Consider the following 25,076-nt stretch of genomic DNA (forward strand, 5'->3'; position numbering starts at 1 on the left):
CCTCACGTGGACTTCGAATACTCCGCGCGCACCGAGCGACTGCTCGAGCAGCTGCGGAACTTCATGGAAGAGCACGTCTATCCGGCCGAGGCCGTGTACGACGAGCAGATCAAGTCGAACGACAACCCACACGAGCAGCCCAAGGTCATGCTGGACCTGCAGGCGAAGGCGCGCGAGCTCGGACTGTGGAATCTCTTCATGACGCACGGCGAGTGGGGCGCCGGTCTCACCAACCTCGAGTACGCCCCGCTCGCCGAGCTGGTCGGACGCTCGGTGATCGGCAACGAAGCCATCAACTGTTCGGCACCCGACACCGGCAACATGGAGATCCTCGCCATGTACGGCACCGAGCAACAGCAGTCCCGGTGGCTCGCGCCGCTCCTCGACTGCACGATCCGGTCGGCGTTCGCCATGACGGAACCGGATGTGGCGAGCTCGGACGCCACCAATATCACGTCGACCATCCGCCGGGACGGCGACGAATACGTCCTGAACGGCCGGAAGTGGTACACCTCAGGCATTCTCGACCCCGACTGCAAGCTCATCATCTTCATGGGAAAGTCCGATCCCGACGCTCCGACCTACCGGCAGCAGAGCATGATCCTGGTGCCCGCGGATTCTCCCGGTATCGAGGTCCTACGCGATCTGCCCATGTTCGGGTACCGCGACCGGCTCGGTCACGGCGAGGTCCAGTTCACGGACGTCCGGGTGCCTGCCGATCACATGCTCGGCGCCGAGGGCGACGGTTTCGCGATAGCGCAGGGCAGGCTGGGGCCGGGGCGCATGCACTACGCGATGCGCGCGATCGGCATGGCCGAGCGCGCCCTCGAGCTGATGTGCCGACGAGCTCTGCAGCGCAATGCCTTCGGTGCGCCGCTCGCCGACCGCGGTGTGGTACGGGAGTGGATCGCGCGCAGCCGGATGGAGATCGACCAGATCCGGCTGCTGGTTCTCCAGTCGTCGTGGCTGATGGACACCCGGGGCAACGCCGCGGCCCGCTCGGAAGTCGCCGCGATCAAGGTCGCGGCCATGGAGGTCGCTCATCGGGTGGTCGACCATGCCGTCCAGACCTACGGCGCGGCAGGGGTGAGTGACGACACGATCCTGGCCCGGCTGTATGCGATCACCCGGGCACTGCAGATCGCCGACGGTCCGAACGAAGTCCATCTGCGCACCATCGCGCGCCTCGAACTGAAGAAGTACGCATGAACGCACCGCGAGAACTGACAGGCAAGGTCGCACTCGTCACGGGGGCCACCCGAGGGCTCGGATACGCCATCGCCAGCGGGCTGGCCGCCGCGGGAGCCACCGTGATCGTGTCGAGTCGCAAGGAGGACGCATGCATCTCCGCGGCCCTCGCGATCACGAGGGACACCGGTGGCATCGCCGAACCGCTCGCACTGCACGTCGGGAAGTGGGACGCGATCGAACTCGCCGTCGACCACATTCTCGCGCAGTTCGGGAGCCTCGACATCGTAGTCAACAACGCCGGCATCGCGCCGCTGTCGCCGAGCCTCGAGTCGGTCTCCGAGTCGCTCTTCGACAAGACGATCGAGGTCAACCTCAAGGGCCCGTTCCGGCTCATGGCGGTGGCCGGCGCCAGGATGAGCGCGGCCGGAGGCGGTTCGATCATCAACATCTCGAGCATCGGCGCACTGCGGCCCAGCCCGCCGGAGGCGATGTACGCGGCATCGAAGAACGGCCTCAACGCGCTGACGATGGCCTTCGCTCAGGAATACGCGCCCCGGGTTCGGGTGAACTGCATCATGCCGGGCGGATTCGCGACAGACATGGCGGCGGACTGGGACGACGAGTTCGTCGGCAAGATCATCGACCGACTCCCTGCCGGGCGCCTGGGGAATCCGGACGAAATCGCCGGTCTCGTCGTGCATCTGGCGGGGGACCGTGCCGGTTACACCACGGGTGCCGTCATCCCGGTCGACGGCGGACGCACCGCCGTCTACTGACGCGCGCGTGCCACGAACACGAGTAGGAGCCAACCACATGCAGGTACCCGAGCTGTTCCAGTTGAGCGGTCGCGTCGCCGTCGTCACGGGTGCGTCGTCCGGACTGGGAATGGGATTCGCGCGGACACTGGCGTCGGCGGGCGCGACGGTCTTCGCGGCCGCCCGCCGTGTCGAGCGGCTCGCGGCGCTGGCAGGCGAGGTCGACGGCGTCGTCCCCGTCGAGTGCGACATCACCGTGGACGCGGACCGGCGCTCGCTCGTGGATCGGGCACTCGCGCAGGCCGGGCGGATCGACGTCCTCGTCAACAACGCGGGCAGACCCGGCAGGCCGAACGCCGAGGACGAGAGCCCGGAGGAATTCTCCTCGATTCTCGACGTCAATCTGGCCGCGGGATTTCATCTCGCCACGTCCGTAGCCTCGACCACACCGGCAGGCGAGGCCGCGTCGATCATCAATATCTCCTCGGTCGTCGGGCTCGTGTCGACGGCACCTATCGGCGGGGCGAGCTATGCGGCATCGAAAGCCGGCGTGCTCGGGCTGACCCGTGAGCTGGCCGGGCAGTGGGGCAGACGTGGGATCCGCGTGAACGCCATCGTGCCGGGCTGGTTCGACACGGAAATGACCGATGGATTGTTCAGCAACCAGCGTTCGGCGGACTGGGTGCGCCGCAACACGATGCTCGCCCGCGGTGGACGTCCCGGCGAAGTGGACGGCGCCGTGCTCTTTCTGGCGTCGGACGCGTCGTCCTACGTCACAGGCCAGACTCTGGTGGTCGATGGCGGCTGGACCGCCCGGTAGGCAAAGGTGACACTCATGGCAGTTCCGACAATGCGCGCAGTACGCCTGACCGGCTGGGGCGACGGTGCACGGGTTGTGCGCATCCCGGTTCCCGAACCACAGGGGCATCAGCTGCTCCTCCGAGTCGAGGCCGCCGGGCTGTGCAGATCCGATCTGCACGTGATGGACGCACCCGCGGGAGTATTCGACTATCCCCTCCCGTTCACGCTCGGGCACGAGGTGGCGGGAACCGTCGTCGGTGCGGGCCCGTCGGCGGACACGTCCTGGATCGGCGAGTCCGTCGTCGTCCATGGTGTCTGGTCGTGCGGGCAATGCCGCAACTGCCGCCGAAACCGTGAGAACTATTGCTTCGAACTGAGCGCACGCGAGGACGGCCGTCTCACCGCGATCGGCAACGGCATCGGCCATGACGGCGGTCTGGCCGACACCATGATCGTTCCATCGGAGCGGTGCCTGGTCCGTACCCACGGGCTCGCCCCCGAGAGCGCCGCCCCACTCGCCGATGCCGCCCTGACGGCCTATCACGCAATCCGTACCAACCGGGACGTCGTCGACGCCGACTCCGTTTCCGTGGTGGTCGGTGTCGGGGGACTGGGCCACATCGCGATCCAGGTTCTTCGCGCACTGGGCGCGGGAACGATCATCGCGGTCGATCCGCGGGAGAGTTCGCGCGACCTCGCGCGTCGACTGGGGGCGGACGTGGCGGTGTCGGACATCGCGGAGGTTGCGGCCTCTCGGTCCGGTGTCGCCCGGCGTCACTGCGCTGATGTGGTCTTCGATTTCGTGGGAGCGCCGGACACGATGGAATCGGCGGCGCAGTTGCTCGCCCCCGGCGGCCGACTGGTCACCGTCGGCAGCGCCGGCGGTCGGCTCACGGTGGGCAAAGACGTGGGACTCGCGACGGGGTGGCAGGTGACTGCGCCGTTCTGGGGAACGCGAGCAGATCTCGAGGCCGTGGTCGACCTCGCGAACCGAGGCCTGCTGGCCGTCGAAGCGACCGCGTACCCGTTGGACGACGTTCTCGACGTGTATTCGAAGTTGCGGCGCGGCGAGATCACCGGGAGGGCCGTCGTGATCCCGTAACGGACGAAAAGCTGGGTGCGGTGCGCATTGTAGTTAATAATGAAACTAGTTCACTTCAATGAAAGGTCGGCGGAATGTGGGAGCTGGCACGCGAATTCGTTGCTCGCGCAGCGAATTCTCCGGATGACATCGCAGTCGTCGATGCGACGGGGGAGCACACGGTGGCGGAGGTTGTCGCGGCGGCAACCGGGCTCGCCGCCCAGCTGGACGCCGCGACGGGTGGCTCACCGACGGTGCTGGTGCAGGCTGACAACACGTGGCGCACACTCGCCGCGGCCATCGCCGTCGGACTGCGCGGCGGCCTGATCGCGGTGTTCAGCCGACATGCCACCCCGTCGGAGTTCGCCGTGGCCCTGAACGACATCGCACCCGACGTGGTGATCGCCGACCGGCAGTCGCTCTCGCACTGGGGTGTACCGGAGGACCGGTTCTGCGAGGAGGCGGTCGCGACGGCAGGCTGGGTGATGCGCTGGTCGCGATCACCGGTCAGCGACATCGAGCGGTGGAACGGCGGGATCGCGATCGCGATGACGTCCGGGTCGACCGGACATCCCAAGTGCGTGGTGCAGTCCGAATCTGCAATCCGGTACGCCTGCCGGTGCACGATCGAGGCGGTCGGCCTCGAACCCGGAGATCCTGTCGCGGCGTTCGTGCCACTGTCGTCGGTAGCGGCATTCTGCTTCGGGCTCTATCTCCCCGCCGTGCTGGCCGCGCCGATGGTCTGCATGGACGGCTGGAAGCCTGCGACCGCCCTCCAGATCGTCCGGGAACACCGAGTCGCGTGGACGATGCTCGTTCCGACCATGGCGCTTCAGCTGGCCGTCGCGCCGGACGCTGCGGGAGCGCTGACGTCGCTGCGCGCAATGACCGTCGGCGGCGGTCCCATGGATGCCGGCGCGCTCGGCCGCGCCGAGCAGACCCTCGGCACCACATTCCTGCGTGTGTTCGGTATGTCCGAGTGTCTCGGGCACACGACCCCGCTGCCCGCGGACGAACCGGACGTTCGCCTGGGGCGGGACGGTCGTCCCTTCCCCGGGACCGTCGTCCGGGCGGTCGACGCACACGGCGCTACTCTGCCACCGGGCCGCGTGGGCGATGCCCAGGTCAAGGGGCCTTCCCTCTTCGTCGGCTATGCACGGGCAGGGGTTCCCGCACCCCCGGAACTCACCGCGGACGGATTCCTGCCCACCGGCGACCTCGTCGAAGTCGCCGAAGACGGCAGCATCCGGGTCATGGGGCGCCAGAAGCAGATCATCATTCGCGGGGGCCGCAACATCGACATCAACGAGGTCGAGGCCGCGATCGCACGCATCCCGACCGTGTCCCAGGTGTGTGTGGTCCCCGTTCCGGACGAGCTACTCGGTGAACGTGCCGCGGCCCTGGTCGTGAGTACCGGCGATCCGATCACCCTCGACGAGGTCGTCGCATATCTCGGAGACATCGAGTTCCCGAAGTTCAAGTGGCCGGAGTTCGTCTTCACGATCGACGATCTGCCGCAGAATCGGGTGGGGAAGCTGTCTCGACCGGATGCGGTAGATCTTGCAACACGCCTGCTCGCGGGTACCGACAGCCACTCATATTGACCCGACTTCACCTCAGTTCAGGTAGTCTCTGAGGTACCGACCCGAACAAACAGATGGATGGGGGACCCGTGTCCGTAGAAGCCATGACGCTCCGCGATGGTCCGCGTTCGAAGCGCGGGCTCATCCTGACGGCCGCGATCGAACGTTTCGGGGAGGTCGGCTTCGAGCACACGAAGTGGGCGTCGATTGCCGACGAGGTGGGCATCGGCCAGACGGCGCTCTATCACTATTTCGAGTCGAAGGGTCACTGCCTGCTGACCATCATGCGTCTCGAACTGGCGCAGTCGCTCGAGCGATTCACCGCCGCGATCGAGGGCATCGACGACCCGGTCGAGGCGTTGAGTGCCGCCGTCACCAGCGCTCTGGAAGCGACCCCGCGGGACGCCCTTCAGCGGCGCATCCTCCAAAGCCACATGGATCTGCTCGCCACTCCCCGCCAATCGGAGAAGGAAGAGGCCGAGCGTCAGATCTCGCGCGCGCTGGTGAACTCGATCGAAGAAGAGTGGTCTCTTCTCATTGCGCGGGGGATGGGTGCGGGCGTATTCGCCGACAGTGATCCACGATTGATGGCCCGGCTGATTCTCGGTCTCGTCGTCAGTGTGTGGCGGTGGTATCGACCGGGCGGGGACATGACCCTCGACCAGCTCAACCAGCACGTTCGCGACGCCACCCTGCGCATCGTCCGCGCGTGACGCGGGCGTGTGCGGAGGGGTGGTTTTTCTTACTCTCGATATTTGAACTAAATTCAGGTCAGTTATGGAGTGATGATGTACAACTTGATCGTCTTGGCCGCTCGTCCGCACGACTGGAGCCATGAGCAGTTCATCGAGTGGTGGCGCGGTGAACATGCCGACGTGACCTACCCGCTGCCGGGCCTGCGGCGCTGGCAGCACACCGAGGTGCTCGACGCCATGGACGACCGGTCCCGGGAATGGGACGGCGTCTCGATTCTGAGCTTCGACTCTCGCGAGGACCTCGATGCCGCACTCGCCAGCCCGGAATGGCAAGCCGCAGTGGACAACGTCGGCCAGATGCGTGGAAAGCGCATCCTCGTCATGGGGGAGGAGAAAACGATGGTCGAAGTGGGCAGCGGTGAATCATGAGGGCGCACTGGATGGAACCGGGCTGCTTCGAGGTGGCGCCCGGTGTGCACCGAGTGCCCCTCCAGATGCCTGGCGACGGCCTCGGAGCAGTGAACGTCTACGCCCTCGAGACCGAGGAGGGACTGGCCCTCATCGACGGTGGCTGGCGAGTCGACACGACCTTCGACGAGATGGAGCGCGCACTGCTTCGGATCGGGCACAGCACCGAGCAGATTCACGACATCTATGTCACCCACGTGCACCGCGATCACTACACGTTCGCGATCGAACTCCGCCGCCGTCACGGCTCCCGCGTCCACCTCGGGATCGCCGAGGCTGACGGATTGGCAGCCGTCAGTGCACTCGGCAGTAACGTGCCGACGGATTCGCTGCACGAACTCCGCCGCGCCGGTGCCACCCTCCTTGCGGACACGGTCGAGGTTCTGACCGCCGCGGAGCCGTTCCACCCCTCGGACTGGGAACAGCCCGACCACTGGCTCACCGCAGGTCCGGTCCGGATCGGACGGCGCACACTCGACGTGGTGCACACGCCCGGCCACACAAAGGGGCACATGGTCTTTCACGACGAAGAGCAAGGGGTGCTCTTCAGTGGCGACCACGTCCTGCCCACGATCACACCGTCGATCGGCTTCGAACTCGGCGACTGGGATCTGCCGTTGGGGCGCTACCTCGAGTCGCTGACCTGTCTGCTCGAACGCCCCGACTCGCGACTGCTCCCAGCGCACGGAGATCCGACACCGAGCGTGCACCTGCGCGTCGAGGAACTTCTCGCGCATCACGACCGGCGCTTCATAGCCATGCGCGATGCGCTGGTCTCGCTCGGGCCCGCGACCGCGATTGCCGTCGCAGACGCGGTCACGTGGACCCGTCGCGAGAGGCCGTTCTCCACCCTCGACCCGTTCAATCAAATGATCGCGACCTGTGAGACCCTCGCCCACCTCGACACGTTGGTCGATCGCGGCCGGCTCACAGTCCGAAGACGAGACGACCGCGACGTCTTCTCCGTCGTCTGAGTGCGGAAGGATTCCCATGCAGAGTCATGAGCTGAAACTGGCGCACCATCCCCGGGGGAAGGTCCGGCCGTCGGATTTCCACCTCGACGTGGTGACGGTTCCGGAAGAACTGGCGCCCGGTGACATTCTCGTGCGCAACTCGTGGTCGTCGATCGACCCGTCTGTCAGGATGCGTCTCGGCCCCACCGGCCCCGCGGGCTACCTCCCACCGTTCCGCATCGGGGAGACACTGACCGGGTTGGCTGTCGGCGAGGTACTCGAGTCCCGTGACTCCGGCTTCGAGAAGGGCGACACGGTTCTGCACATCAAGGGTTTTCGCGAGTTCGCGGTGGTCCGGCAGGGCAGCGAAACCTTGGCCGGGGCAGGCGGCGTGACACGCCTCGACACGAGCGTGCACCCGCCGCAATCCTATCTCGGAGCGCTGGGCAGTTCCGGGCTCACGGCGTACGTGGGATTGCAGTGCATCGGTGGACTCACGAGCGGAGACGCCGTGTGGATTTCGTCGGCCGCGGGTGCGGTCGGCAGCCTCGCCGCGCAGATTGCAAAACTCAGAGGTCACTACGTGGTCGGCAGTACCGGTTCCGGCGAGAAGGTCAGGTTCCTGCTGGACGAACTGAAACTCGATGCCGCATTCGACTACCACAGCCCGGACCTGGCCGGAGCGCTCGCAAGCGCGGCACCCGACGGCATCGACCTGTATTTCGACAACGTGGGAGGAGCGCACCTCGAGGCCGCCCTGTATCACCTCCGGCCAGGCGGCCGGGTGGCCATGGCGGGCGCCGTCGCCTCCTATGACGCGGACACGGCCGCACCGAGTCCGGGCAATCTCTTTCAGATCGTCGCGAAGAACCTGACGGTGCAGGGTTTCCGGGCTGGAGCGTACGACCATCTGCTCGGCGACATGCGGGCCGAGGTCGGGAGCTACCTCCGCGACGGTCGCCTCGTAGTCGAGGAGACCGTGTTCGACGGCCTCGGGTCGGCGCCGGACGCCATCGTCGCGATGCTGCACGGCCGCACCGTGGGAAAGACGCTGTGCCGCCTACGCTGATGCTCCGACGGCTACACCGACGAACATGGCCTCCGCATCACGCGGAGGCCATGTTCTTCTGTGCAGCTCAGGCCGCCGTCCACCCACCGTCGGCGTAGATCTCCGAGCCGGTGACGAAGGTGGAGTCGTCGCCGGCCAGGAAGGCGACGACGGCCGCGATCTCCTCACCCCGCCCGAGACGACCCATCGGGGTGCCGGCCAGCATCTCGCGGTGACGCTCGCTGCCCTCCCAGCGCTCGAGTAGTGGGGGCGTACCGATGAATCCCGGGTGCAGAGAGTTGACGCGCACCCCCGCTTTCGCCCAGTGCAGGGCAGCGTTCTTGGTCATCGTGCGGACTGCGCCTTTAGCGGCTGCATAGGCAACGCTGTTGCCCAGGCCGCCCACCGTTCCCAGTATCGAGCACATGTTCACGATGGAACCGCCGCCGCTCCGCTCGATCAGCGGCCCGGCGTGTTTCATACCCAGCCACGTGCCGGTCTGGCCGACCCCGATCACCCGATCCCACTGTGATCGGGTTTCCTCGTCTACTGTGGCGACGCTGCCGATGGCAGCGTTGTTGACCAAGGCGTGCAGCGCGCCGAACGTGCTCTCGGTTGCTGCCACGACGTCTTCCCACTGTTCCTCGGAGGAGACGTCGAGGGCGAGCGCCGCATGTCGCTCGGGCTGGGTGAGGGTATCGAGCAAGTCCTGGCAGACCGATTTCCCGAGATCGGTCAGGACGACGTGAGCGCCCTCTTCGGCGAGCCTTCGGACGATCTCCGCGCCGATACCACCGGTCGCACCCGTCAGTAGGACGACCTTGTCGCGAAGTCGGTCAGGGCCGACAGTCATCTGGACTCCTTGTCACTTGTTCGGCTCGGGCAGGGAAGGTCGATATCAGAGGTTGCTCAACACGTTTCGGCCACCGACGAGCATCGCGACCACGACACCGATGCTGGTCACCGCGGTCATGAGAAGAGCCATCGCGGCCACCAGCGGGTAGGAGCCGTTCTCCCACAGGTCGAACAGCAGCGTCCCCATCACCTGTGTCGTGGCGGCCCGGACGAGCAGTGAGGCGGCGAACTCGTGGGTCAGCAGGATGAACATCAAGGCGACGGAACTGAGCACGGTCGGTCTCATCAGCGGCAGGATCACCCGCACATTGGTGACGAACGGGCTCGCGCCGCTCGTTGCCGACGCCTCGGCGTAGGTCTCGCCGAGCGACAGCATCGCCGTCATTTGCATCCGGGTGGAGAAGGGCACCATCAGCACGATGTAGACGAGGATGATGACCGCTTTGGTCCCGTAGAGGATCAGCGGAGGCTGGGTGTACGTGAGCAGGAACCCGACGCCGAAGATCACCGCTGGAATACCCAGGGGGAGAGCGGTGATGATGTCACCGATGGTTCCCAGGACTCTGTGTGTGCGGCCTCGCACGAGAAGCGTGGCGGTGAGGTAACCGATCGGCACGCAGACGGCGACCGCCACCACGGAGGTGAGGAGACTCGTGTACACCGAGTCGACGATGCTCGCCGTCCGGAACAGCGCCCGGAAGTTGTCGAGTGTGAAGAGATTCCAGGACAGTGTCTCCGACCAATAGGGAGACACGGCCACGATGGCGAGTCCGATCAGCGGAACGACGAGCGCGAGCATCGCATACGCGGAGATGCACACGGCGGCCCACGCCGAGCGTCCGGTGTCCGGTGCGAATGCCTTTCCGCCGTGCGTGACGAAGCGTGACTGATTGCCGAGAAGCATCTTCTGCGCCAGCACGACGACGACGCCGAAGATGACGAGCGGCGAGCCCGCCGCGGCTGCAGCGGCGAAGTCCGCCGGTGACTCGGACACCCGCCGATACATTTCGGTGGTGAGAACCTTCACGCCGGTGTTCTGTCCCAACAGGAGTGGTCCGGTGAACTGGCCCAATCCGAGAAGCAGCGCGATGCCACCGCCGTACACCAGGGAGGGGCGAAGCAGCGGGAGCACTACACGAAAGAACACGCCGAGCGTCGACGAACCGCTGATCTGTGCTGCCTCGAGGTGCTCGGAACTGATGTTCTGCATTCCCGCGCTGACGAAGAGGTAGACGAAGGACGTGAGTCCGAAGCCCGTGAGAATGATGATCCACGGTGTGCTGTAGACATCGATCGGTCCGGAGTCGACGTGGTTCCACCAGGGGAGTTTCCGCAGGAGTGCGTTCAGGTACCCGGGGCCGGGGGAGAGGAGGAACGCCCACCCGACCACATTGGCCACCGCGGGCATCACGATGGGCAGGATGGGGACGATCCTGAGAAAGCTCAGCCGGCGTGGCAGCCTGGTCGCCGCGAACGCAAGGATCGTTCCGAGGACCATGGCGATGGCGAGCGACGAGACAGCGAGGGCGATGGTGGTCCGGATGGTCTGACCGATGTCGTATCGGCCGTACTGGGCTTGATATCCGCGACCGCCGTCCTCGAACGCCAGCGACTGCAATCGGAAGAGCGGGAGCACGACGAGATACGCCAGAACCGCCAGCAGTGCGCCGTACCCGAGTCGGGTACGCCACACCGTACTGACGACGAACGGGCGTGCGCCGCGACTCACCGCAACGGTAGCCATCACGCCTCCGATCGGGCGGCCTGGGCGAGCACCGGAACCTGGAGATCCACGTGACCGTCCGGATGCGGAAACACTCGCAACTTGGTGGGCGAGAAGCTCACCACCAGAGGAGAGCCGATGGTGGCAGCACGCAACCAGCGTCCGTGTCGTTCCGCGTCTGCGCGGACGAACAACTGCTCGCCTCCGGCATCGACCGTCACGTCGAAATAGCGGCCTCCGTACTCGGAGGTGACGAGTTCGCCGACGAAGCCGACGTCACCCGCACGGACCTCGTCGAGTGAATGATGAAGTGCGAGGTCTTCGGGCCGGAGTCGTCCCACAGCCGTATCGCCGCTGATGTAGTCGCCCTGGACGCCCGCCGCGTCGAGATCGACGGGAGCCCCCGCTCGCGTGGTCCATCCCTCGTGCCGGCGGACGAGTTCGAGCCGGTTCGCCATCCCGATGAACGCGGCGACATAGTCGGAGGACGGGGTCTGGTAGACCCGCTCCGGGGTGTCGTACTGTTCGATCTTGCCCGCCTTCATGATGGCGAGTCGGTCACCGAGCGCAAATGCCTCGGCCTGATCGTGGGTGACGAATACGGCAGTGAAGCCCAGTCGTTGGTGTAGTTGATGAATCTGGGACCGCACCTGATCGCGCAGCCGTGCGTCGAGATTGCTCAGGGGCTCGTCGAACAGCACCAGGTCGGGTCGGGCGACCAAGCCGCGTGCCACGGCGACTCGCTGTTGCTGTCCACCGCTGAGCTGGGACGGATACCGGTCGAGCAGGGCTCCGCAATCGACCATGTCTGCGGCGGTCTCGACCTGTCCGGCGGCGATGGCGCTCTTCATCCGTCGAACCTTCAAGGGGTACCGGATGTTTTCTCGCACTGTCATGTTGGGCCACAGCGCGTAGGACTGGAAGACCATGCCGATGTTGCGCTTGTAGGCCGGAACGTTGATGCGGGTCGACGCATCGAAGACGGTGTGGTCCTTGAACGTGATCGACCCGCCCTCGGGTGTCTCGAGACCGGCGATGCATCGTAGGGTGGTCGTCTTCCCGCAGCCGCTGGGGCCGAGTAGGACGAGAAATTCACCGTCCTGAATGTCGAGGTCGAGTTGATCGACGATGGTGTTGGACCCGAAGGTCTTGGTCAGGTTGGAAACCCTGAATTGCGATGTCACCTTGGCACCTGCTTGGTTGCGAGTGGTTTGTCGAGGAAGAATAAAGTGAAGTCAGTTCATCTCATGATTGCGTCGGGCGCTTCGGAGTCCTGGCGCCCGCGGAGGTTCCGCCATCGATCATGAGATCGGAGCCCGTAATGTAACTGCTGTCCTCGCACGCGAGGAACAGGATGGCCTTCGCCACCTCGAGCGGTAGACCTCGGCGTTGCAGCGGAATGCTTTTCACATACGCGTCCATGTCGTCGTCGGCGAAGTCGGCGCCGGCGGTGATTGCCGTCTCGATGCTGCCCGGGCACACGGCGTTGACCCGGATATTCGATTCCGCGAACTCCAACGCCGCGACTCGGGTCAGGGCGCGAACGCCGAACTTCGACGCGCCGTATGCACCGAGCTCGGCCGTTGCGAGGACGCCACGCAGCGAGGACAGGTTGACGACGGATCCGCCCGTGGTCATGGCGGCGCCTGCGGCCTGCAGGCCGAGGAAAGTCCCCACGAGGTTGAGGTCGATCATGCGTCGTAGGTCGGCGAGCGACGTCTGCATGATGGACGCTTTGGATGCGGCTCCCGCGGAGTTGACGAGAACACGCATCGGATGCCCGCGATCCGCCATCTCGGTGGTGACGCGCGTCCACTGAGATTCGTCGGTGACGTCGAGGTGCCGGTAGTGCGCTCGCGCACCGATTTTCGCCGCGACACGTTCACCCACCTCGTCGTCGACGTCGCCCAGGTAGACCGTGGCGCCGTGGGCGTGGAAGAGTTCTGCGGTCGCGGCACCTATCCCTCGTGCAGCACCGGTGACGAGAGCGCAGGTGTCGCGCAGTCGCGCGTCGTCGGTCGTCACTGGATGAATCTCTTTTCCCAATCGGACTGGTACTCGGTGAGCGATTCGGGTGTCAGGTCGGACGGGTTGGGCAGCGCGATGTCCTGGGCCTGTGCGACGCTTCCTTCGATGCCGGGGAGTGCGCTCGCGTAACCGAGTGACAACGCCTTCTGGCCGGCGGGGGTGACCATGAAGTTCGCCAGCACCTGTGCGGCATTCGGGTGCGGCGCCGCGGACAGTGCGTGCGTGAACCACGGGGTTCCCCACGGGGGCGAGGGCAGTGCCCAGTCCACCGGTGCTCCCGATTCCTTCTCTCGCACAAGTGGTTGCACCACAGGGGTTGCGACGATCTCGCCCGAGGTCAAGGCCTGCGCGACCCCCAGTGAACTCGGGTAGATCCGCGGCTTCAGCTCCGCGAGCTTCTGGAGATAGTCGGCGCCGAAGTTCTTCTCGAAGAATCGGTAGAAGTCGACGTACGAGGCGATACCGGACGGGTTGACGATTCCGATCTTGCCCTTCAACGCCGGGTCGAGGAGGTCTGCCGGCTTCTGCAGACCTCCCGGAAGTGCTGTCGTGTTCCAGCCGAGAGCGAACACCGCCGCGCTGGTCAGGAAGAACTTGTCGGAAATGATGCTCTTCTGCGGTTCGTACTCCGGCGCATCGAATGCCGGGCCGACGAGATCGGTCGAGTAGGTGCCCGACTCGGCGGCAGTCTCGATCCAGGCGGCGTCGGTCATCATGTGCACATCAGCCGTTCCCCGTTTCGTCTGATTCTCGACCTCGACCTTCGGGTTGATGTCGGCGTCGGTGCCCCGGACGTATTCGAGGGAGATCTCGGGATACTCCTGCTCGAACGCCACTTTGAGAGCTTCGAGATTGGCGGGGTTCTGGCTCGAGTACAGCAGGACACTGCCTTCGCCCTTGGCTGCGGCGACGACGTCGTCCCACGTGCCGGACACGGGACCGGTGGAACCGGAACCGCCGGATCCACAAGCGGCGGAGGCGAAAGCGGCGACCACTGCGACGGCCATCAGCTTTATCGGCATACTTCTCATGGCATGAAAGCCCTTCCGGTATCGGTTCGCCGAATGCGAACCCGTGTATTCGGTGACGGATGGAGGAGTCGGATGAGGCCTACGGCGCGAGACCGTTGAGCAGCGCGGCAACGCGATCGGGAATCGTGACCATGGCCATGTGGCCGGATTCGAGGAATGCGGTGTCGCCGCCGACGAGGGCAGCAGATCTTTCCTGGAGTTCGGGTGGATAGCAGGTGTCCTTGGTCAAACGTACGTATGTACGGGGTATATCGGCGCGGAGACCGGACAGGTCGACGGACTCCGTGAGTAGCGCGCCGCAATCGTCGACCAACTGGGCGATCATCCAGTCGGTCTGTTCCGCGTCCATGTCGTTGCAGAGCATCGCGGCGGCGCCCATCGGATCCTGGCGGTACACACCATCTTCTATCGAGGCTTCCACCGCGGCGCGGACGTCCGGATCGATCTGATCGATCACTCGCGTCCCGTCGGGCGGGACGACGGCGGACAGGAAGACCACGTGCCGTAGTCGGTGTGCGAGTGCCTGCATGACCCGAGGGGCCGTCACTCCCGCGAAAGAGTGTGCGACGAGGACGACGTCCTCGAGGTTCGCCGCCTCCACGTCGCCGATGACTGCGGCGGCGCAGTCGTCGAGGGTGACGGACCGCGGGTCGACGGAGTGCCGCCGTCCCCGTCCCGGGAGATCGACTGCGAGAGTGTCACCTTCGAGCAAGGGGAGGAGAGGCGCCCAGCACGAGGCGCCCATTCCTGCGCCGTGGACGAGAACGAACGACATGTTGCTCCTCGCTAAATTGAACTGATATCAGTTTGAATCTAAGGAAGTCGCCTTGTGATGTCAATCACCTGATAATGTGAAGTGAATCCAGTTCACTTAGGAGGTCCGTGTGACGACTCCACGTGCAGCGCGGCCGCTGCAGCTCGGTTCGCTTCGGTTGGCAAACCGGCTCGTCGGTACGCCGCACGCGTCGGGTGCCGTCGCCGGCGGCCTCCCCTCACGCGGCGACGACGACTACTGGCGACGCTGCGCGGCCGGCGGTGCCGCAATGCTCATCGTCGGCGGCACGGTGGTGTCGCCCGGTTCGACCAACCGCAACGGCAACATCACCGAGGCCTGGCGTCCCGAAGTCCTCGCGGGCCTGGAGGCTCGGGCGCGGGCGATCACCGAGGAAGGAGCCATCGCGGCCTGCCAGCTGGTGCACCTCGGACGCGAAACTCTGGGCGCCGAGATGTGGAGTCACCCCGTCGCGCCGTCCGCTGTCCGCTCGCCCCGCGAACCGACGCGACCGCGCGCCCTCTCGGGCGCCGACGTCGACGCGGTCGTCGACGCATTCCGCACATCCGCGGTCCACGCGTGGTCGGCCGGCTTCCCGGTCGTCGAACTGCATGCAGCCCACGGATATCTACTTGCGCAATTCCTCTCGCCGAACACGAACCTCGGGCGAGACGCTGAGACGGGTGCTCAGCGTGTGCGGATCCTCGACCGCATCGCCTCCGCGGTCCGCGCCGCCTGCCCCGGTGTCGTACTCGGAGTCCGCGTCTCTTCCGACGGCGGCGACGAGGCAGGCCTGAGAATGGACGGTCTCTGCGACGTACTACCGCACCTCTCCGATTTCGACTACGTCAACGTCACGGTCGGCGTACGCACCACCTACGTCCGGGACATGGCCGTAACCGACCCGCCGCTGCTCGATTCGGTCGGACAATTACGCGCCGCCGCAGTGACCCCGCTGCTCGTGTCGCAGTCGTTCCGGACCGGTGCGTCCATCGACACTGCATTGCAATCGGGAGCCGACCTCGTCGGTGTGGCACGACCGCTGATCGCCGACCCGAACTTCCCGCGGAAGATACTGACCGGCCGCGAGGCGTCGATCCGCCCGTGCGTGTCCTGCAACGAGGACTGCCGAGCGTTCGACCCCGTCCTACTGTGCTCGGTCAATCCCGACCTCGCGCCGCCGGGTCATTCCGCACGTCCCGCGTACCCGCTGACGCTGGGGCCCACGCGCGGGTCGAGAGTGCGGAGACGGATCGCCGTCGTCGGTGCAGGCCCCGCCGGGCTCGAGTGCGCGATGCGGCTCGGACCCGACCACGACGTCACACTCTTCGAACAACGAGAGCGAATCGGAGGCCAGCTTGCGACAGCGGCAGACGCGCCGCATCGCAGCGGCTGGCGTCGCCTCCTCGACTACTACTCCGACAACATGCCGAAGGTGGCAATCCGTCTGGCGCACAACGTCAATGCCGACGACCTGGCGGACTTCGATGACGTAGTCCTGGCCGTCGGTGCCGTGGAAGAACTTCCCCAGGAATTGGCGGGAACGTCGTCCATGCTCACCTCTCAGGCGTTGCTCGATGGGGGAGGAGCTCTTCGCGGCGCCGGCCACGTCGTGGTGGTCGACGACGGATTCGGGCTCTGGCCCGCAGCGAGCACGGTCGAAGCGGCGCTCGCCGCGGGTGCCGACCACGTCACGGTCCTGACGCCCGCCGCGGCCTTCGCGTCGGGTCTTCCCGCGGAGGGCCGGGTGCAGTACCTGCGTCGGCTGTCGGGGGAACCGGTCGACGTGCGCGTGCTGTCGTCGCTCGTCGCGGTCTCCGACGGCTCGGTCGAGTTCGAGAACACGCTGTCGGGGGAGAGGACGCGCCTCGACGTCGACCGGGTGGTCGTGGCCGGTGAGCGGCGCCCGCGCGACTGGTCGCAACTCGCACCGGAAAGCGCACGCGTGCACGTCATCGGCGACGCTCTCGTACCGCGCAAAGTCGCGCACGCCGTCTCCGAAGGCCGTGCTGTCGCCCGTGAGTACTTATTAACCTCGGGCGGTTAATAAGTACTCACAGGGGGTGTTCCCCGACATCCGCGGCGGCGAGGGTGATGACCAGCAACGGCACCACCTTCGCCGCCGCGATGCGGTAGTGGTTCCTCGACTCCTGCTCGACGATGCGTGCCCCGCCGAGGACGCGCAGGTGGTGGTAGAGCTGACCGGGCGAGGACAGCCCGACCGCGGTCTGCAACTCGGCCGCGCCGGCGGGACCGCGCAGCAGGGTGCGGACGATCTCGAGGCGGGTCGGATGCCCCAGCGCGGCGAGCACGTTCGACACGGCGGTGGGGGACAGGTCGAGGGTTGCGCCGGCGTCGTAGCGGATCGTCCACTGGATCTCGCCGCCCAGGTCGACGGTGCCCTGATATCCGATCTGCCCGATGCTCTCGCCGACGTCGGGTGTCGGGGATTCGGCGGGCCGGGCCGATTCGAGGGCGTGGACGCGCGCCTCGACGTCGGCGAGCCGGGCGTCGTACTCGTCGTTCACACGGCACAACTTAGCTGCGACATCATGTCGGGATCGGTCATCGCCTCGGTGACCACACCGGGAAGGTTGCCGCCCTTGAAACCCAGCCCGTCCAGCCCGGGCGGGGCGGGCTGCCATTCAGGGTGGGGACCTCGAGGTCGTCCCAGCCGGCCTGCGCGGCGGCGTCGCCGAGTCGGTCGCGTAGATAGTCGGGGACGGCGTTGTCGCTCTCCTGGATCATCGCGGTCACCATCTGCTCGAGCGTGACGGTGTCGTCGGGTTCGGTGACACCGAGCCGCTGCAGAGCCTTCGGGTGGGCGCCGCCGTCGGTGTTCGGGAGGTACCAGCGTTTTCCACTCGGACAGCGGTACCGGCTCGGCCGGGTCGAGTTCACCCGACGCGACGGCCCGGGCGTAGGCGGCCAGGTGGCACCACCACCTTGATCGCGGACGCCAGCGGAACGGTGTCGCCGGCGCGGTGCTCGACCGTTCGGCCGCGACCGTCGTCGACGACGAAGGCGACGTCGTCGGGGTGGGAGCCGACGACAGCTGCTGTGAGCGTGCCCAGCTTCCTCGTCATCGAGAAGATCCCTTCACCTGTGGAAATTCGATAATTCGGAATTACGGAATTCTAGAAGTACGGTAACGCGAACCGGTAGGACTGTCGAGACCGCACGCTCCGAACATCCCGTTCGGTGCGGCCCGTAGGCTGACACCCGTGCGCGTACTCGTTATCGGCTCCGGAGCCCGTGAACATGCCCTCCTTCTCGCCCTCGCTCGCGATCCGGGTGTCACTGCCCTGATGTGCGCGCCCGGCAACGCCGGGATCGGCAAGATCGCCGAGCAGCACCCCGTCGACATCGCGTCCGGGGAGGCGGTGGCCGCCCTCGCGAAGAAGCTCGACGCCGACCTCGTCGTGGTGGGTCCCGAGGTCCCGCTGGTGCTGGGTGTCGCGGATACCGTCCGCGCGGCAGGCATCGCCTGCTTCGGCCCGTCGGCCGACGCCGCGCGCATCGAGGGTTCCAAGGCGTTCGCCAAGGACGTCATGTCCGCCGCCGGTGTGAAGACCGCGCACAGCGAGATCGTCGACTCGCCCGCCAAGCTGGACGAGGCACTCGACCGCTTCGGGCCCAACTGGGTGGTCAAGGACGACGGCCTCGCGGCAGGCAAGGGTGTCGTGGTCACCACCGATCGGGACGCCGCCCGCGATCACGCGGCCGAACTGCTCGAGAACGGTCACCCCGTTCTCCTCGAATCCTTCCTCGACGGTCCCGAGGTGTCACTGTTCTGCGTCGTCGACGGCGAGACCGTCGTGCCGCTGCTGCCTGCCCAGGACCACAAGCGCGTCGGCGACGGCGACACCGGACCCAACACCGGCGGCATGGGCGCCTACACGCCGCTGCCGTGGCTGCCCGAGCAGACCGTGACGCAGATCGTCGACGACGTCGTGAAGCCGGTCGCGGCCGAGCTCGTCGCCCGGGGTAGCGCCTTCAGCGGCCTGCTGTATGCCGGGCTGGCGATCGGCAAGGACGGCCCCGCCGTGGTCGAGTTCAACTGCCGCTTCGGCGACCCCGAGACGCAGGCGGTCCTCGCGCTGCTGAAGAGCCCGCTCGGCGAACTGCTGAACGCGGCGGCCACCGGAACGCTCGATCAGGTCGCGCCACTCGAATGGCAGGACGGGTCGGCGGTGACCGTGGTGGTCGCGGCCGAGCACTACCCGGCCACCCCGCGCACCGGCGACGTGATCACCGGCGCCGACGGTGACGGCGTCCTGCACGCAGGCACCAAACTCGTCGACGATCAGGTGGTCTCCGCCGGCGGACGCGTGCTCAGCGTGGTCGGAGTCGGAGCGGACCTCGACGCGGCGCGCGCGGATGCGTACTCCAAGATCTCCGCGATCAAGCTGCCGGGAAGCCACTTCCGCAAGGACATCGGACTGGCCGCTGTCGAGGGACGCATCGCCATTCCCTGAGGTCGAGGCCTCCCACGACTGAGAGGCGTGCACCCCCGGAACAACCGGGGGTGCACGCCTTTGTCGTCACGTCACCGGGCGGTCCATCCTCCGTCGATCGTGTAGGAGGCGCCGGTGACCATGCCTGCGTCGGCGGATGCGAGCCACGCGACGAGGGACGCCACCTCCGCCGGTTCGACCAGTCGCTTGATCGCACTCTCGGTGAGCATCACCTTCTCGATCACGTCGGACTCGCTGATGCCGTGCACCTGTGCCTGATCCGCGATCTGCTTCTGCACCAACGGTGTCAGCACGTAGCCGGGGTTGACGCAGTTGCTGGTGACGCCGTGCGGGCCGCCCTCGAGCGCCGTCACCTTCGACAGTCCCTCGAGTCCGTGCTTGGCGGTGACGTATGCGGCCTTGAACGCCGATGCGCGGAGCCCGTGCACGGACGACACGTTGATAATGCGCCCGAATCCCGTGGAATACATGTGCGGCAGGGCGGCACGGATCAGCAGGAACGGCGCCTCGACCATCAGCGTCTGGATGCGCCGGAAGTCCTCGGGGCGGAATTCCTCGATGGGGCTGATGGTTTGGATCCCGGCGTTGTTGACGAGGATGTCGGTCTCGAGTCGCAGCTCGGTGAGCGGATCGGCGTCGAGGAGGTCGACGTGCCACGCGGTTCCGTCGATCTCGTCGGCGAGGCTCTTGGCGGCCACGTCGTCGAGGTCGGCGACCGTGACGTGGGCTCCGCGTGCGGCGAGCGTCCGGGCGCAGGCTGCGCCGATTCCGCTGGCGCCGCCGGTGACGAGGGCGGTGCGTCCGGTCAGGTTCTGCTCGGTCATGCGGGGACCCCGTTCTTCGCGCCGGCAGCCTTCTCGTCCGCCAGGATCTGGGCGTCCGCCTCGTCGATCGATTCGAGCGAGATGCCCTTGGTCTCCCGGGCGACGATCACGGCGACGACGGTGACGAGGCACGCGATCGCCAGGTAGATCGCAATCGGAACGGACGAGTCGTATTTGCTGAGCAGGCTGGCCGCGATGATCGGCGCCAGCGAACCGGCCACGATCGACGTCACCTGGTAGCCGAGGGAGACACCCGAATACCGCATGCGCGTCGGGAACATCTCGGCCATGATCGCCGGCTGACCGGCGTACATGAAGGCGTGGAACACCAGGCCGATGATGATCGCTCCGAGGATGACGGCGTTGTGCCCACTGTTCATCATCGGGAAGGCGAAGAAGCCCCACGTGCCCGCGGTCAGCGCGCCGATCATGTAGACGGGGCGCCGGCCGATGGTGTCGGAGAGCCGCCCGACGAGCGGGATCACCGCGAAGTGCACGGCATGCGCGATCAGCATCCACCAGAGGATCTGCGCGGTGTCCGTGTGGACGACCACCTTGAGGTAGGTGATCGAGAACGTGACCACCAGGTAGTACATGACGTTCTCACCGAAACGCAGGCCCATCGCCGTCAGCACGCCGCGGGGGTAGCGCCTGAGTACCTCGAAGACGCTGAACGACGTCTCCTTGATGTGCTCCGCTTCCTTCTGCGCCTGGATGAAGATCGGGGCGTCCGTGACCTTCGTGCGGATGTAGTAGCCGACGAGGACGATCACGGCCGACAGCCAGAACGCCACGCGCCAGCCCCAGCTGAGGAACGCCGCATCGGACAGCGTCGTCGTCAGGATCAGCAGGACGACGGTCGCGACGAGGTTGCCGGCAGGCACGCCGGCCTGCGGCCACGACGACCAGAAGCCGCGGGACTTGTTCGGGCTGTGCTCGGCCACCAGCAGCACCGCGCCACCCCACTCGCCGCCGACGGCGAATCCCTGGATGAAGCGGAGGGTGACGAGCAGGGCCGGGGCCCAGTACCCGATCTGGCCGTACGTGGGCAGGCAGCCCATCAGGAACGTGGCCGCGCCGACGAGGAGGAGGCTGAACTGGAGCAGTTGCTTGCGGCCGAACTTGTCGCCGAAGTGACCGAAGACGATGCCGCCGAGGGGCCGGGCGACGAAGCCGACGGCGTACGTGACGAACGCCGCGATGATCGCGTCGAGTTCGTTGTCCCCGGCCGCGAAGAAGACCTTGCTGAACACGAGCGTCGCCGCGGTCCCGTAGAGGAAGAACTCGTACCATTCGACGACGGTGCCGGCCATGGATGCGCCGACCACCTTCTTCAGCCCGGACGGCGGGGCTTCCTTCGCGTGCGCTGTTTCGTCGACGCTCATCTGTCGCTCCTCGTTACACTCCGTACCCCGTTGTGACTGGGGACACAGTTCGTTGGTCCTGCCGAGTATTGATGCATATTTGTGCGCACACAATGACGCAACCTGCAGTCGGCATGTGCAAATATGCACAAGTGACCTCCGGAACAGCCCTGCCCAGCGCCGATGACCTGCTCGTACTGCTGGCAGTGGGGCGGACCGGCCGCTTCAACACCGCCGCCGACGACCTGGGCGTCAACCACACGACCATCTCGCGGCGGATCGCGAGTCTGGAGAAAAGCCTCGGCGGCCGGGTACTCGTGAAGGCCGCGGGCGGGTGGGAACTCACCGACCTCGGGCGGCAGGCGCTGACCGCGGCCGAACGCGTGGAGGCCGCCGTCCACGGACTCGTCGCCGAACCCGGCCGCGCCGACCACCTGAAGGGCGTGGTCCGGGTATCGGCGACCGACGGGTTCAGCGCCTACATCGCGGCACCCGCCGGCGCACTGATCCGCAGCAGGCACCCCGAGGTGTCCGTGGAGATCGTCGCGATCACCCGCCGGGCCTCACAGCATCGCTCGGGGCTCGACATCGAGATAGTCGTGGGCAAGCCGCAGGTGCACCGGGCGGAGGCGCTGTGGCTGGCCGACTACACCCTCGGCCTGTACGGCGCGAAGGCGTACCTGTCCGAACACGGCACCCCGAGGCAGGTGGGAGATCTGGCCGATCACTCACTCGTCTACTTCATCGACTCGATGCTGCAGGTCGACGAACTCGACCTCGCGCGCCGCCTCACCGTCTCGATGCGCGAATCGGTGACGTCGACCAACGTGTTCGTGCACGTCGAGGCCACCCGGGCGTCGGCGGGCATCGGATTGCTGCCGTGCTTCATGGCCGACCGCCACGCCGACCTCGTGCGGGTGCTGCCCGGGCAGGTCGAGGCCACGCTGGCGTACTGGCTCGTGGCGCGACCCGAGTCGTTGCGCCGACCGGAGGTCGCGGCGGTGGTGGGGGCGATCCGGGAGACGGTGGAGTCGCAGCGGGACGCGTTGGCGGGGCAGTGAGCGCGTCACGCTAGCGTCAAGGGGTGCGTCCAGAATCCCAGCGGTCCAACATCCAGACCTTCCACGTGATGGACGTGTGGAAGGCCGCCACCGAACGTCAGCGCACCCACGGTGACGTGCTGACGCTCGCGGCGGGACAGCCGTCCACTCCCGCGCCGCAGCCGGTGCTCCGCGCGACGCGGGAAGTGCTCGACGGCCACCTGCTCGGCTACACGGAGACATTCGGCATTCTGCCGTTGCGGGAGGCGATCGCCGGATACCACTCCGCCAAGTCCGGTATCGACGTCGACGCCGAGGACGTCGTCGTGACCACCGGATCCTCGGGTGCGTTCACGCTGCTGTTCCTCGCCGCGTTCGACGTCGGCGACACCGTCGTGGTGGCCCGCCCCGGCTACCCGGCCTACCGGAACACGCTCGCCGCGCTCGGCTGCACCGTCATCGAGATCGACTGCGGAGCAGACACCCGGTTCCAGCCGACGGTCGCGATGCTCGACGCCCTGCCCGAGCCGCCTGCCGGACTGATCGTCGCCAGCCCCGCCAACCCCACGGGCACCGTCATCGACCCCGGCGAATTGGCCGCCCTCGCCCGGTGGTGCGACGAGCACGGGACGCTGCTGATCTCCGACGAGATCTATCACGGCATCGGATACGGCGAGCAGGCGATGACCAGCTCGTGGGAGACGTCGCGCGAATCCGTCGTCGTCGGATCGGTGTCGAAGTACTTCTCGATGACGGGCTGGCGGCTGGGCTGGATGCTGGTGCCCGAGGGGCTGCGTCGCCCGTTGCAGCGGCTCGCGTCGAACATGACGGTATGCCCGCCCGCCATCTCCCAGTACGCGGCGATCGCCGCGTTCACCGAGGAATCGAGGGCCGAGCTCGACGGCCACGTCCAGCGCTACGCCGTCAACCGGGAGCTGCTGCTCACCGGACTCCCGGAACTGGGTATCACCGACCTGGCGCCAGCCGACGGCGCGTTCTACGTGTACGCCGACATCGGGCACCTGCTCGGCGGATCCCACGGCGCGACGTCGACGGAATGGTGCTCGCGACTGCTGCAGGACACCGGTCTGGCGCTGGCCCCGGGCATCGATTTCGACACCGTCCACGGCGACCGGACGGTCCGGCTGTCGTTCGCCGGATCCACAGCCGAGGTCCGGGAATCGCTGGTGCGACTGGGTCGCTGGCTGTAGCCGGAGTTTCCCGGCCACGCCTCTTGCGGCGCCGCCGCTGCAGTTGTTCGATGGACTTGGGCGCACTGCGTGTTCGGGCGTGCCAGGCAAGGAGAACGGCGATGCTGTACATCGCGTTGTTCGCATTCGTGTTGTGGGTCCTGTGCTTCGCCGACGCCATCACCACCGACGACGACCAGTTCCGGAACCTCTCGAAGGAGGGCTGGCTGGTGATCGTGCTGCTGCTTCCGCTCGTCGGCTCGGTGTTGTGGCTCCTCGTCGGACGGCCGCAGAAGGACCAGGGAGGTCAGCTGCCCACCGACCCGGAGGAAGCCGAGTTCGTGCGGCGGTGCCGGGAACGGGCGGAGGAGCAGCGCCGGGAAGGTTTCCACGGGCGCGACCAGGAGTAGAAGGCCTACACTGTGGCTAGGATTACAGTGTTACACACCGGCCCTGAGGCGACGACATGAGCGACATCAGTCATCCACAGCCACCCGTTCCCGGCGGAGTCCGCATCGGGACCGTGGAACGGGAGCAAGCCGCGGCGGCACTCGCCGAACATTTCGCAGCCGGACGGCTCGAGACCGACGAGTTCGACGCGAGGGTCCGTCAGGCGTACCTCGCCAAGACCGCCGCCGACCTCACGCCGCTCTTCGCGGACCTCCCGGACAAACAGCGCTTCGTGCCCGAACCCGATCGCGTGCGCCGTGATCCGGGACGGGAGGCCGCGGCGCTGCGGACACTCGTGTTCGTGGTGGCCGTGCTCGCCGCGATCCTGTGGGTCGCCCTGGTCCGCGTCCCCCCGCTCGTCTTCCTGCCCATCGTCTGGCTCGTGCTGGCCCGGCGCGGCTTCGGCAGGCGGTCGTGCCGGGCGTGGTGACGGGCTGACCCGGACCGGCGAGAACTGCGGAAAACTACCGCGAGGTCGGTTGTCGCTCCCGTACTCTGACAGGCAGGTCCACGCCGTCGAGCGATCGAGGAGCCACGATGACCACCAGAATTGTGCGATGTGCGAGCCTGATCCCGGTTGTTGCGGCCTCCGCGCTGCTGCTGGGTGGGTGCGGTTCCGACAGCAGTGACACCTCGTCGACCTCTGCCAGTGCCACGGCGTCTGCCACGGCCACGACGACGGCGCCCACAACGACGGGCACGGCGGTGGCATCCGCGGTCACCAAGCAGCAGGCGGAGCAGATCGC

At 66.7% G+C, this 25,076-nt stretch carries 26 protein-coding genes and 1 pseudogene; 16 read left to right on the top strand and 11 right to left on the bottom strand.

Annotated features, from left to right (window positions below; translation table 11 throughout):
* Positions 1-6: 6 nt before the first annotated feature.
* The 9 genes from QM693_RS21015 to QM693_RS21055 all read left to right on the top strand — a co-directional run bounded on the left by QM693_RS21015 (position 7) and on the right by QM693_RS21055 (position 8,596).
* Positions 7-1,209: an acyl-CoA dehydrogenase family protein gene (locus QM693_RS21015; RefSeq protein WP_280778810.1), complete on the top strand. Its 1,203-nt coding sequence runs from the start codon at positions 7-9 to the stop codon at positions 1,207-1,209.
* Positions 1,206-1,967 carry an SDR family NAD(P)-dependent oxidoreductase gene (locus QM693_RS21020; protein WP_280778808.1) on the top strand — a complete coding sequence of 254 codons (762 nt, stop codon included), beginning with the start codon at positions 1,206-1,208 and terminating at the stop codon, positions 1,965-1,967. The genes QM693_RS21015 and QM693_RS21020 overlap by 4 nt, the downstream gene beginning before the upstream one ends.
* A gap of 37 nt (positions 1,968-2,004) precedes the next feature.
* Complete coding sequence (locus QM693_RS21025) at positions 2,005-2,766, top strand: SDR family NAD(P)-dependent oxidoreductase (RefSeq protein WP_280778807.1); 762 nt, start codon at positions 2,005-2,007, stop codon at positions 2,764-2,766.
* A gap of 15 nt (positions 2,767-2,781) precedes the next feature.
* A complete protein-coding gene (locus QM693_RS21030) occupies positions 2,782-3,849 on the top strand; it encodes an NAD(P)-dependent alcohol dehydrogenase (RefSeq protein WP_283353343.1) in 1,068 nt (355 codons plus the stop codon).
* Between the two features lie 74 nt (positions 3,850-3,923).
* Positions 3,924-5,432 (top strand): class I adenylate-forming enzyme family protein, encoded by a 1,509-nt coding sequence (locus QM693_RS21035; RefSeq protein ID WP_280778805.1) that lies wholly within the window; start codon positions 3,924-3,926, stop codon positions 5,430-5,432.
* Positions 5,433-5,515: 83 nt separating this feature from the next.
* Positions 5,516-6,124, top strand: a complete 609-nt coding sequence (locus tag QM693_RS21040; protein WP_283353372.1) for a TetR/AcrR family transcriptional regulator — start codon at positions 5,516-5,518, stop codon at positions 6,122-6,124.
* Between the two features lie 75 nt (positions 6,125-6,199).
* Positions 6,200-6,535 carry an EthD family reductase gene (locus QM693_RS21045; RefSeq protein WP_280778804.1) on the top strand — a complete coding sequence of 112 codons (336 nt, stop codon included), beginning with the start codon at positions 6,200-6,202 and terminating at the stop codon, positions 6,533-6,535.
* A gap of 11 nt (positions 6,536-6,546) precedes the next feature.
* Entirely contained in the window at positions 6,547-7,548 is a 1,002-nt protein-coding gene (locus QM693_RS21050; RefSeq protein ID WP_283353373.1) for an MBL fold metallo-hydrolase, read from the top strand.
* A 16-nt stretch (positions 7,549-7,564) separates the two neighbouring features.
* Positions 7,565-8,596 (top strand): NADP-dependent oxidoreductase, encoded by a 1,032-nt coding sequence (locus QM693_RS21055; RefSeq protein ID WP_283353344.1) that lies wholly within the window; start codon positions 7,565-7,567, stop codon positions 8,594-8,596.
* A gap of 67 nt (positions 8,597-8,663) precedes the next feature.
* Here the strand turns inward: QM693_RS21055 and QM693_RS21060 are convergent, their stop codons facing one another.
* The 6 genes from QM693_RS21060 to QM693_RS21085 form a co-directional block, all read right to left on the bottom strand.
* Positions 8,664-9,428 (bottom strand): SDR family NAD(P)-dependent oxidoreductase, encoded by a 765-nt coding sequence (locus tag QM693_RS21060; protein ID WP_280778801.1) that lies wholly within the window; start codon positions 9,426-9,428, stop codon positions 8,664-8,666.
* 45 nt (positions 9,429-9,473) lie between these two features.
* Positions 9,474-11,174 carry an ABC transporter permease gene (locus QM693_RS21065; protein WP_283353345.1) on the bottom strand — a complete coding sequence of 567 codons (1,701 nt, stop codon included), beginning with the start codon at positions 11,172-11,174 and terminating at the stop codon, positions 9,474-9,476.
* Complete coding sequence (locus tag QM693_RS21070; RefSeq protein ID WP_283353346.1) at positions 11,174-12,337, bottom strand: ABC transporter ATP-binding protein; 1,164 nt, start codon at positions 12,335-12,337, stop codon at positions 11,174-11,176. Before QM693_RS21070 ends, QM693_RS21065 begins: the two co-directional genes overlap by 1 nt.
* Positions 12,338-12,398: 61 nt before the next feature.
* Entirely contained in the window at positions 12,399-13,178 is a 780-nt protein-coding gene (locus QM693_RS21075; RefSeq protein WP_280778798.1) for an SDR family NAD(P)-dependent oxidoreductase, read from the bottom strand.
* Positions 13,175-14,212 (bottom strand): ABC transporter substrate-binding protein, encoded by a 1,038-nt coding sequence (locus QM693_RS21080; RefSeq protein ID WP_280778796.1) that lies wholly within the window; start codon positions 14,210-14,212, stop codon positions 13,175-13,177. Before QM693_RS21080 ends, QM693_RS21075 begins: the two co-directional genes overlap by 4 nt.
* 79 nt (positions 14,213-14,291) lie before the next feature.
* Positions 14,292-14,987, bottom strand: a complete 696-nt coding sequence (locus tag QM693_RS21085) for an alpha/beta fold hydrolase (protein WP_283330586.1) — start codon at positions 14,985-14,987, stop codon at positions 14,292-14,294.
* A 109-nt stretch (positions 14,988-15,096) separates the two neighbouring features.
* Here QM693_RS21085 and QM693_RS21090 point away from each other — a divergent pair, with 109 nt between their 5' ends.
* Positions 15,097-17,031, top strand: a complete 1,935-nt coding sequence (locus tag QM693_RS21090) for an oxidoreductase (RefSeq protein WP_283353347.1) — start codon at positions 15,097-15,099, stop codon at positions 17,029-17,031.
* Between the two features lie 7 nt (positions 17,032-17,038).
* On the opposite strand, the gene QM693_RS21095 is transcribed toward QM693_RS21090, so the two are convergent.
* The 3 genes from QM693_RS21095 to QM693_RS21105 are packed head-to-tail and all read right to left on the bottom strand — an operon-like array spanning position 17,039 to position 18,070.
* On the bottom strand, positions 17,039-17,512 hold the full coding sequence (locus QM693_RS21095; RefSeq protein ID WP_283353348.1) for an ArsR/SmtB family transcription factor: 474 nt from the start codon (positions 17,510-17,512) through the stop codon (positions 17,039-17,041).
* A gap of 37 nt (positions 17,513-17,549) precedes the next feature.
* Complete coding sequence (locus QM693_RS21100; RefSeq protein WP_283353349.1) at positions 17,550-17,885, bottom strand: serine hydrolase; 336 nt, start codon at positions 17,883-17,885, stop codon at positions 17,550-17,552.
* Positions 17,882-18,070, bottom strand: coding sequence for a hypothetical protein (locus tag QM693_RS21105; RefSeq protein WP_283353350.1), 189 nt, complete (start codon positions 18,068-18,070; stop codon positions 17,882-17,884). The genes QM693_RS21100 and QM693_RS21105 overlap by 4 nt, the downstream gene beginning before the upstream one ends.
* A 138-nt stretch (positions 18,071-18,208) precedes the next feature.
* Here QM693_RS21105 and purD point away from each other — a divergent pair, with 138 nt between their 5' ends.
* Positions 18,209-19,462, top strand: a complete 1,254-nt coding sequence (gene purD / locus QM693_RS21110) for a phosphoribosylamine--glycine ligase (RefSeq protein WP_283353351.1) — start codon at positions 18,209-18,211, stop codon at positions 19,460-19,462.
* Positions 19,463-19,533: 71 nt separating this feature from the next.
* On the opposite strand, the gene QM693_RS21115 is transcribed toward purD, so the two are convergent.
* Positions 19,534-20,286: a 3-hydroxybutyrate dehydrogenase gene (locus QM693_RS21115; protein ID WP_283353352.1), complete on the bottom strand. Its 753-nt coding sequence runs from the start codon at positions 20,284-20,286 to the stop codon at positions 19,534-19,536.
* Positions 20,283-21,671, bottom strand: coding sequence for an MFS transporter (locus tag QM693_RS21120; RefSeq protein WP_283353353.1), 1,389 nt, complete (start codon positions 21,669-21,671; stop codon positions 20,283-20,285). The genes QM693_RS21115 and QM693_RS21120 overlap by 4 nt, the downstream gene beginning before the upstream one ends.
* Positions 21,672-21,784: 113 nt before the next feature.
* Here QM693_RS21120 and QM693_RS21125 point away from each other — a divergent pair, with 113 nt between their 5' ends.
* From QM693_RS21125 to QM693_RS21145, 5 genes and pseudogenes are all read left to right on the top strand, one after another.
* Positions 21,785-22,711, top strand: coding sequence for a LysR family transcriptional regulator (locus QM693_RS21125; RefSeq protein ID WP_283330958.1), 927 nt, complete (start codon positions 21,785-21,787; stop codon positions 22,709-22,711).
* A gap of 23 nt (positions 22,712-22,734) precedes the next feature.
* Positions 22,735-23,901, top strand: a complete 1,167-nt coding sequence (locus tag QM693_RS21130; protein WP_283330593.1) for a pyridoxal phosphate-dependent aminotransferase — start codon at positions 22,735-22,737, stop codon at positions 23,899-23,901.
* Positions 23,902-24,002: 101 nt separating this feature from the next.
* Positions 24,003-24,290 (top strand): PLDc N-terminal domain-containing protein, encoded by a 288-nt coding sequence (locus QM693_RS21135; RefSeq protein ID WP_283330594.1) that lies wholly within the window; start codon positions 24,003-24,005, stop codon positions 24,288-24,290.
* Positions 24,291-24,346: 56 nt separating this feature from the next.
* Positions 24,347-24,760, top strand: a complete 414-nt coding sequence (locus QM693_RS21140) for a DUF1707 SHOCT-like domain-containing protein (RefSeq protein WP_280778781.1) — start codon at positions 24,347-24,349, stop codon at positions 24,758-24,760.
* Between the two features lie 107 nt (positions 24,761-24,867).
* Positions 24,868-25,076 (top strand): annotated as a pseudogene (locus QM693_RS21145) (PepSY domain-containing protein); the annotation flags it as partial.

The sequence above is a fragment of the Rhodococcus sp. IEGM 1305 genome (assembly GCF_030058635.1).
GTDB lineage: Bacteria > Actinomycetota > Actinomycetes > Mycobacteriales > Mycobacteriaceae > Rhodococcus_F > Rhodococcus_F opacus_D.

What these genes read in the sequence shown, in the direction of transcription:
- QM693_RS21020 (WP_280778808.1), top strand. Translation starts at nt 1,206, where the DNA reads ATGAACGCACCGCGAGAACTGACAGGCAAGGTCGCACTCGTCACGGGG.
- QM693_RS21025 (WP_280778807.1), top strand. Translation starts at nt 2,005, where the DNA reads ATGCAGGTACCCGAGCTGTTCCAGTTGAGCGGTCGCGTCGCCGTCGTC.
- QM693_RS21030 (WP_283353343.1), top strand. Translation starts at nt 2,782, where the DNA reads ATGGCAGTTCCGACAATGCGCGCAGTACGCCTGACCGGCTGGGGCGAC.
- QM693_RS21035 (WP_280778805.1), top strand. Translation starts at nt 3,924, where the DNA reads ATGTGGGAGCTGGCACGCGAATTCGTTGCTCGCGCAGCGAATTCTCCG.
- QM693_RS21040 (WP_283353372.1), top strand. Translation starts at nt 5,516, where the DNA reads ATGACGCTCCGCGATGGTCCGCGTTCGAAGCGCGGGCTCATCCTGACG.
- QM693_RS21045 (WP_280778804.1), top strand. Translation starts at nt 6,200, where the DNA reads ATGTACAACTTGATCGTCTTGGCCGCTCGTCCGCACGACTGGAGCCAT.
- QM693_RS21050 (WP_283353373.1), top strand. Translation starts at nt 6,547, where the DNA reads ATGGAACCGGGCTGCTTCGAGGTGGCGCCCGGTGTGCACCGAGTGCCC.
- QM693_RS21055 (WP_283353344.1), top strand. Translation starts at nt 7,565, where the DNA reads ATGCAGAGTCATGAGCTGAAACTGGCGCACCATCCCCGGGGGAAGGTC.
- QM693_RS21060 (WP_280778801.1), bottom strand. Translation starts at nt 9,428, where the DNA reads ATGACTGTCGGCCCTGACCGACTTCGCGACAAGGTCGTCCTACTGACG.
- QM693_RS21065 (WP_283353345.1), bottom strand. Translation starts at nt 11,174, where the DNA reads ATGGCTACCGTTGCGGTGAGTCGCGGCGCACGCCCGTTCGTCGTCAGT.
- QM693_RS21080 (WP_280778796.1), bottom strand. Translation starts at nt 14,212, where the DNA reads ATGAGAAGTATGCCGATAAAGCTGATGGCCGTCGCAGTGGTCGCCGCT.
- QM693_RS21085 (WP_283330586.1), bottom strand. Translation starts at nt 14,987, where the DNA reads ATGTCGTTCGTTCTCGTCCACGGCGCAGGAATGGGCGCCTCGTGCTGG.
- QM693_RS21105 (WP_283353350.1), bottom strand. Translation starts at nt 18,070, where the DNA reads ATGACGAGGAAGCTGGGCACGCTCACAGCAGCTGTCGTCGGCTCCCAC.
- QM693_RS21115 (WP_283353352.1), bottom strand. Translation starts at nt 20,286, where the DNA reads ATGACCGAGCAGAACCTGACCGGACGCACCGCCCTCGTCACCGGCGGC.
- QM693_RS21120 (WP_283353353.1), bottom strand. Translation starts at nt 21,671, where the DNA reads ATGAGCGTCGACGAAACAGCGCACGCGAAGGAAGCCCCGCCGTCCGGG.
- QM693_RS21125 (WP_283330958.1), top strand. Translation starts at nt 21,785, where the DNA reads ATGTGCAAATATGCACAAGTGACCTCCGGAACAGCCCTGCCCAGCGCC.
- QM693_RS21135 (WP_283330594.1), top strand. Translation starts at nt 24,003, where the DNA reads ATGCTGTACATCGCGTTGTTCGCATTCGTGTTGTGGGTCCTGTGCTTC.
- QM693_RS21140 (WP_280778781.1), top strand. Translation starts at nt 24,347, where the DNA reads ATGAGCGACATCAGTCATCCACAGCCACCCGTTCCCGGCGGAGTCCGC.